At 72.0% G+C, this 6,630-nt stretch carries 9 protein-coding genes and 1 tRNA gene; 5 read left to right on the top strand and 5 right to left on the bottom strand.

Translation table 11 applies throughout. From position 1 onward, the window contains the following. Nucleotides 1-8: 8 nt before the first annotated feature. The 5 genes from L6E12_RS35825 to L6E12_RS32865 form a co-directional block, all read right to left on the bottom strand. Complete coding sequence (locus tag L6E12_RS35825; protein ID WP_374201982.1) at nt 9-200, bottom strand: hypothetical protein; 192 nt, start codon at nt 198-200, stop codon at nt 9-11. A gap of 5 nt (nt 201-205) precedes the next feature. Then, nucleotides 206-637, bottom strand: a complete 432-nt coding sequence (gene mscL / locus L6E12_RS32880; RefSeq protein WP_236231813.1) for a large conductance mechanosensitive channel protein MscL — start codon at nt 635-637, stop codon at nt 206-208. A gap of 37 nt (nt 638-674) precedes the next feature. Next, nucleotides 675-1,313, bottom strand: a complete 639-nt coding sequence (locus L6E12_RS32875) for an SAF domain-containing protein (RefSeq protein ID WP_236231812.1) — start codon at nt 1,311-1,313, stop codon at nt 675-677. Nucleotides 1,314-1,436: 123 nt separating this feature from the next. Continuing rightward, on the bottom strand, nt 1,437-1,802 hold the full coding sequence (locus L6E12_RS35820; RefSeq protein WP_236231811.1) for an FmdB family zinc ribbon protein: 366 nt from the start codon (nt 1,800-1,802) through the stop codon (nt 1,437-1,439). A gap of 102 nt (nt 1,803-1,904) precedes the next feature. Continuing rightward, nucleotides 1,905-2,513, bottom strand: coding sequence for a 5-formyltetrahydrofolate cyclo-ligase (locus L6E12_RS32865; protein WP_308075423.1), 609 nt, complete (start codon nt 2,511-2,513; stop codon nt 1,905-1,907). Between the two features lie 25 nt (nt 2,514-2,538). On the opposite strand from L6E12_RS32865, the gene L6E12_RS32860 reads away from it, so the two are divergent. The 5 genes from L6E12_RS32860 to L6E12_RS32840 all read left to right on the top strand — a co-directional run bounded on the left by L6E12_RS32860 (nt 2,539) and on the right by L6E12_RS32840 (nt 6,434). Then, nucleotides 2,539-3,429 carry a UTP--glucose-1-phosphate uridylyltransferase gene (locus tag L6E12_RS32860; RefSeq protein ID WP_236231810.1) on the top strand — a complete coding sequence of 297 codons (891 nt, stop codon included), beginning with the start codon at nt 2,539-2,541 and terminating at the stop codon, nt 3,427-3,429. A 42-nt stretch (nt 3,430-3,471) separates the two neighbouring features. Further along, complete coding sequence (glp, locus tag L6E12_RS32855; protein WP_236231809.1) at nt 3,472-4,695, top strand: gephyrin-like molybdotransferase Glp; 1,224 nt, start codon at nt 3,472-3,474, stop codon at nt 4,693-4,695. Next, nucleotides 4,688-5,341 (top strand): GNAT family N-acetyltransferase, encoded by a 654-nt coding sequence (locus L6E12_RS32850; protein ID WP_236231808.1) that lies wholly within the window; start codon nt 4,688-4,690, stop codon nt 5,339-5,341. The genes glp and L6E12_RS32850 overlap by 8 nt, the downstream gene beginning before the upstream one ends. Before the next feature lie 170 nt (nt 5,342-5,511). Beyond that, nucleotides 5,512-6,306 carry a gephyrin-like molybdotransferase receptor GlpR gene (gene glpR / locus L6E12_RS32845; protein ID WP_236231807.1) on the top strand — a complete coding sequence of 265 codons (795 nt, stop codon included), beginning with the start codon at nt 5,512-5,514 and terminating at the stop codon, nt 6,304-6,306. Nucleotides 6,307-6,361: 55 nt separating this feature from the next. Beyond that, nucleotides 6,362-6,434 (top strand) — tRNA-Ala (locus L6E12_RS32840). Nucleotides 6,435-6,630: the final 196 nt, after the last annotated feature.

Genomic DNA, 6,630 nt, shown 5'->3' with positions numbered 1-6,630 from the left:
AGTTGGTTTCAGCCGCCGTGGTGTGGGGGGCGGTTTTGTTCGTACCAGTCGTCTTCGGTTTTCGCGGGGGTCGGGTCCCTTTCGTCTTTCGTGGTGTCGGGGAGGACGTCGCCGAAGATCTCGTCCAGGGTGGGGCGCCGGGGTGCGGGGTCCGGGTTCCTGGTGGGGCGCGGTGGGGGCGGGGAGTCCGGGGTGGGCACGGGGATCAGAGGGTGTCGGGCTTGGGGGCGGGTGCGGCGGCGGGGCTGTTCTGCTGGCGGAGCAGGTCGCGGATCTCGATGAGGAGTTCGACGTCCGTGGGCCGGGCGGGGCCGGGCTCCTCGCCGCGCTTGCGGCGGTCCTGGATCTTCTTGATGGGCAGCACGATCACGAAGTAGACGACGGCCGCGACGATCAGGAAGTTGACCAGCGAGTTGATGACCAGGGCGATGTCGACGTAGCTCTTCTCGTTCCCGGTGAAGATCCGGAAGCCCAGGCCCTCGGCCATGCTGGTGCCGCCGACGGAGTTGATCAGCGGCTTCATGACGCCGTCGGTGAACGAGGTGACGACCGAGGTGAACGCGGCACCGATGATGACGGCGACGGACAACTCGATGACGTTGCCGCGCATCAGGAAGTCCTTGAAGCCCTTGAGCACGCCTTGCTCCGATCTCGCAGTTGCGGGTGTGTGCGGACTACCGGAGCGTAACCGTCACCTCGCCGCGCAATGAAGCGGCCGCGACGTCGTGCGCGGCCCGCTGGGGAAGGGCCAGCAGGAGCAGCGGCGGCGCGTTCGGCCCGCCTCCGGCCAGGGCGCGGACGGTGAGGACGGTCGCGTTCTCCGCCACGACCCCCGGCGGCTCGCCGGGCTCGGCGGCGGCCACCACGTCCACCCGCGATCCGGGGCGCAGCAACGACGACACCGTCGGGTCGGCCGGGCGCAGCGGGACCGCGGCGGCGCCGGGGCCGACCGCGAGGGCGGTGTTCTCCACGCCCACCAGCCGGACGCGGGTGATGGGTTCGCCCTCGGCGGCGGGGCCCGCGAGGAGGCGGCCGGAGACCTCCGCCGGGTCGGTCAGGGCACCGGCGGGCAGCAGGTCCGGTGGGGCGCGGACGACCCGCACGTCGCTCGGGGCCAGCGCGGTGGCCGCGGACAGGGGTTTCGCCGCGACCAGCACCGGCGTCGAGGCCGGTTCCACCGCGGGGTGCCACAGCGCGGTCGCGGCCGCGGCGAGCAGCAGCGCCCCCGCGACCACCCGGCGTAGGGCGAGGGCCCTGGGCAGGGTGGCGCGGAGGGCGCGCAGGCGGATCAGCGTCGGGTTGCTCGCGGGCATCGGGTGCTCCCTGGTCGTGTCGGTGGTGACATCGACGTTAGGGAGGGGGTGCGGCGCGGGAAAGGCACTGGGCGGACCTGTGGATGGATTCGACCCATGTGGACAACCCGGGCGGATCCGGGGTCAGGAGGCCTTTGCCGTGCCCGACGACGAGGCCGACGCGGCCGGTGTCGAGGACTTCGACGAGCCGGACGCCGAGGACTCCGACTTCGCCGACGACTCCGACTTCCCCGAGGACTCGGACTTGGTCGACGACTCCGACTTGGCCGGGGTCGCGTCCGAGGCCGCGGCGGGGGCGGTGGACGACGTCGACGAGCGGCTGTCGTTGCGGTAGAAGCCGCTGCCCTTGAAGACCACGCCGACAGAGCTGTAGAGCTTGCGCAGCCGCTGCCCGCACTCGGGGCACTCGGTCAGCGACGCGTCCGAGAACGACTGCACCGCCTCGAAGCGGTGCTCGCAGACCGTACAGGCGTACTGGTACGTGGGCACGGGGGCCTTCCTCCCAAACTGGCACTCAGCAGGCGAGAGTGCTAACACTTGATTCTGCGACAACGCGGACCGGGAACGCAAACATTCCGACACGAGGTCACATCAGCGCAACCTGAGCAGCCCGCGCCCCGGCGTCAGCACGGCCGTCATCGTCACGTCGTGGCCCTCGGCGGGCAGCACGTCGAACAATTCCGCATCGCGCACCACGGCCACCAGCGGGGTGCCCGCCGCCGCGATCGACAGGCTCCGGTCGTAGAAGCCCGCACCCCGACCCAGGCGCGTCCCCCGCCGGTCGACGGCCAGCGCGGGCACCAGGACCACGTCCGCGATCCGCAGCGCCGTCTCGCCCAAGCGCTCCCCGATCGGCTCGCGCAGCCCGTACGGGCCGGGCCGCAGGTCGTCGCGGCCGTCGTACCAGGCCCAGTCGAGCGGGCCGCGCCCGTTGACCACCGGCAGCAGAATGCGCACGCCCGCGTCGGCCACCTCGTCGAGCATCTGCACCGACCCCGGCTCCGACCCGATCGGCACGTACGCGCACAGCGTCTGCCCGCCGCGCACGACCCGGCCACTGGTCAACTGGGCCGTGAGCTGCATGGCCTCGGCGAAGCGGGTGGCGGCGGGCACCCGGCGGCGGTTCGCCAGCAGCGCGCGTCGCCACTGGTCCTTCGTCCACGCGCGTGTAGCTTCGAGATCACTCCCAGTGCCTGCCACGGCACTGAGGTTAGGCTCCCTGTCCATGAGCGCGTTCACCGCATTCACCACCGCCATCGTGCCCGCAGCGGGTCTGGGCACCCGGTTCCTCCCCACGACCAAGGCGGTTCCGAAGGAGCTGCTGCCGGTCGTGGACACCCCAGGTATCGAGTACGTCGCGGCCGAGGCGGCTGAAGCGGGGGCGACACGCCTGGTCATCGTCACCTCACCCGGCAAGGAGGCCGTAGCCGACTACTTCCGCCCGCAGCCGGAACTCGAAGCCACCCTGGCCGAGCGGGGCAAGGAGGCGCTGCTGGAGAAGGTCCGCCGCGCGCCCGGCCTGCTCGCCGTCGAGACCGCCACCCAGGACAAGGCGCTGGGCCTCGGCCACGCCGTCGGCTGCGCCGAGCCCAACCTGCGGCCCGAGGACGAGGCCGTCGCCGTGCTGCTGCCCGACGACCTCGTGCTGCCCACCGGCGTGCTGGCCCGGATGGCCGCGGTGCGCGCGGAGAAGGGCGGGACGGTCCTCTGCGCCTTCGACATCCCCAAGTCCCAGATCTCCGCCTACGGCGTGTTCGACGTCGAGGACACCGGCGACGACGACGTCAAGAAGGTCAACGGCATGGTGGAGAAGCCACCCGCCGACGAGGCCCCGTCCACCTTCGCCGCGGCGGGCCGCTACCTGCTCGACCGGGCGATCTTCGACGCCCTCAGGCGGATCACCCCGGGCGCCGGTGGCGAGCTGCAGCTCACCGACGCCATCGCGCTGCTGATCGACGAGGGGCACCCCGTGCACGTGGTCGTGCACCGCGGTGGACGGCATGACCTGGGCAATCCTGGTGGTTTCCTGCGTGCCGCAGTGGACTTCGCACTGGACCATCCGGAGTATGGGCCCAGCCTCCGCGAGTGGTTGAGCGCGCGGATCAGTGGTCAGTAGGCACCAGTCGGGGACCGGGACGGAACGGGTACGGGGTAGCGGATGAGGTCAGTCGACGAGCAACTCGCCAGGGCCCTGGCGGCCGCGGTGCGCCCGGCGCCGGTGCGGGTGGCGATCTCCGAGGCGCAGGGGCTGCTCTGCGCCGAGGAGGTCGTGGCCGAGCGCTCGCTGCCCGGGTTCGACCAGGCCGCGGTGGACGGGTACGCCGTCCGCAGCGTCGACACCCAGCCCGCGGGCGAGGCCGCGGTGCAACTGCCGGTGGTGGGCGAGATCGCCTCCGGCTCCCGGCAGCCGCGCAGGCTCCAGCCGGGGCAGGCGGTGCGGGTGGCGACCGGCGCGCCGCTGCCCACCCTCGCCGACGCGGTGCTGCCGCTGGGCTTCACCGACGGGCACCACTCGAAGGTCACCGTGCACACCCCCGTGCCCTCGGCCGCCTACGTCCGGCGCACCGGGGAGGACGTGCAGACCGGTGACGTGGCCGTGCGCCGCGGGTCGATCATCGGCTCCGCCCAGGTGGGGCTGCTCGCCGCCGTGGGCAAGTCGAAGGTGCTGGTGTACCCGAGGCCGCGGGTGTCGGTGATCTCGGTGGGCGACGAGCTGGTCGACGTCGACCGGACCCCGGGGCAGGGGCAGGTCTACGACGTCAACTCCTACGCGCTGGCCGCCGCCGCCCGGGACGCGGGCGCCGAGGTGAGCCGGGTCGGCATCGTCAGCAGCGACGTCAAGCGCTTGCGCGAGGTGGTGGAGAGCAGGCTGTCGCAGGCGGAGATCCTGGTGATCTCCGGCGGGGTCGGCGGCGAGCTGGCCGAGGAGGTCCGCGCCGCCATCTCCGAGCTGGGCGACGTGGACCTGACCAGGGTGGCCATGCACCCCGGCTCGCAGCAGGGCTTCGGGCGGCTGGGGCCGGACGCGATCCCGGCGTTCCTGCTGCCGGGCAACCCGATGAGCGCCCTGGTCGTGTTCGAGGTCATGGTGCGGCCGCTGATCCGGGCCGCGCAGGGCAAGCGCAACCCACACCGGCGGGTGGTCAGCGCCCGGCTGCTGTCGCCGGTGACCTCTACCAAGGCGCGGCGCGGCTTCCTGCGCGGGCAACTGCTGCGCGACGAGACCAACGGCGAGTACCTGGTGCAGCCGCTGGGCCTGTCCGGGTCGCACCTGCTCGCCTCGCTCGCCGAGGCCAACTGCCTGGTCCTGATCGACGAGGACACCGTCGAGGTGTCCGTCGGCCAGGAGGTCCAGGTCAGCTTCCTAGCCCAGCGTGGCTAGCCCGCAGGCGCTCGGCCGCCACCCCGGCTGGCCCGCCCGGCTCGGCCCGCTGCGGGTACCCGCCGGGGTGGTGGAGCTGCGCGGGCCGCGGTTGCTCGACGGCGCCGCGTGGAGCCGGGCGCGGATCCGCGACCGGGAGCACCTGGAGAACTGGGAGCCGTCGGCGCCCGGGACGTGGGCCGAGCGCAACGCCCAGTTCGCCTGGCCCGCGCAGTGGTCGGCGCTGCGCTCGCTGGCCCGCCGCGGCATGTCGCTGCCGTTCGTGATCACCGTCGACGGTGAGTTCGCGGGGCAGCTCACCGTGGGCAACGTGGTCCGCGGGTCGCTGTGCTCGGCGTGGGTGGGCTACTGGGTGGCGTCCACCGCGGTGTCCGGGGGTGTGGCCACGGCGGCGGTGGCGATGGCCGTGGACCACTGCTTCCGGCTCTCCGGGCTGCACCGGGTGGAGGCCACCGTGCGGCCGGAGAACGGGGCGAGCCTGCGGGTGCTGGCGAAGCTCGGGTTCCGCGAGGAGGGGCTGTTCCGGCGCTACCTCGACGTCGCCGGGGACTGGCGGGACCACGTGTGCCTGGCGATCACCGCGGAGGACGTGCCGAACGGCCTGGTCAACCGCTTGGTCGCGGACGGCCGGGCCGGTCGGGGTTGACGTTTCGGGGTGGTGAAAGTTAATTGTTTGATCAGTGCCGTTACGGGGAATGGTGGACGGGCGACAACCCGAACGGGTGAGTTTCTCCGGCGCGCCTCCGCCACGCGTGTGACTGTTGTGACTAACGTGGTCAACGAAGTCCTCGGAGTACGTCAGGGGGAGGTGCGGACATGCCGAGTTCGTTGATCGTGGTCGCCCTCGTGGTCGCCTGGCTGGTCGTGCTCGTCCCCATGGTGGTGCGCAAGCGCCAGGAGATCGCCAGGACGGCGGATTCCGCCCTGGCCGCCCGAGTCGTGCGCAGCGGCTCCGCCGAAGACACCGGTCCCCGCGAGGAGACCGAGGACCCCCGGGAGGACTTCGCCATGCTCGACTCCGCGACGGTCGACCTCGAACCCGAGGAAGACGGGTTCACCTACACCGACGACTTCGCCGAGGACGAGGACGACTACGCCCCCGAACCCCGCCGGTTCCGCCCCGGCCGCGGCGGCTTCGACCCGGACGCCGCCGCCCGCGCCGCCCGGGCCAAGTACGCCTTCCGGCAGCGGATCGTGCTGCTCATGATCCTCACCGCGGTGCTCACCCTGATCACGGCGCTGGTCATGACCCCCCTGCTGTGGTGGGCGCACGGGCTCATCGACATCGCACTCGCCGGGTACCTCACCTACCTGCGCCGCCAGGTGCGCATCGAGGAGGAGATCCGGGAGCGCAGGCAGGCCAGGATGACCGCCACCCTCACCGTCCGCCGCTCCCACGCCCACCCGGCCGAGGACCAGCCCGACGACGACACCGACGCCGACGACGACCTCGACTCCGAGTACGAGGAACCCCGCCGCACCCCGGTCAAGGTCGCCCCCCGCATCACCCACCCCGGCGCCACCGCCGTCGACCTCGACGACGAAGACCCCTGGTTCGACGACCTCGGCGACGCCACCGTGCTGCACTACCGCCGGGCCGTGGGCGAGTAGGGACCCCCGCGAGGGGGCGTGTTCGTGGGCTGATAGGCTCTACGAGCACGAACAAGGGGCTGTAGCGCAGTTGGTAGCGCGTCTCGTTCGCATCGAGAAGGTCAGGGGTTCGATTCCCCTCAGCTCCACGCAGGGAAGGCGAGTGCTCGCACAGGGCGCTCGCCTTTTGCGTTCCGCATCGTCTCTGGGGGGCGACCCCCCAGACCCCCACGGTGCGGTGGGTTCCTGAATCAGCGTGGTTTTGTTCCGGCTCGGCCTTTCGGCCTTTGATCTTCGGACTTTGTGTTGGTGTGGTGTCTGCGGTTTTGGGGTGGGGTGGGTGTG

The organism is Actinokineospora sp. PR83, from assembly GCF_021056305.1.
GTDB classification, from domain to species: domain Bacteria; phylum Actinomycetota; class Actinomycetes; order Mycobacteriales; family Pseudonocardiaceae; genus Actinokineospora; species Actinokineospora spheciospongiae.
Note: the sequence above shows the minus strand (reverse complement) of the source record. Positions and strands in the feature narration are given on the sequence as shown.

Bases quoted from the DNA above. Each gene is read 5' to 3' on its own strand.
- glpR (WP_236231807.1), top strand. From the start codon at position 5,512: ATGCCGAGTTCGTTGATCGTGGTCGCCCTCGTGGTCGCCTGGCTGGTC.
- L6E12_RS32860 (WP_236231810.1), top strand. From the start codon at position 2,539: ATGAGCGCGTTCACCGCATTCACCACCGCCATCGTGCCCGCAGCGGGT.
- L6E12_RS32875 (WP_236231812.1), bottom strand. From the start codon at position 1,313: ATGCCCGCGAGCAACCCGACGCTGATCCGCCTGCGCGCCCTCCGCGCC.
- glp (WP_236231809.1), top strand. From the start codon at position 3,472: ATGAGGTCAGTCGACGAGCAACTCGCCAGGGCCCTGGCGGCCGCGGTG.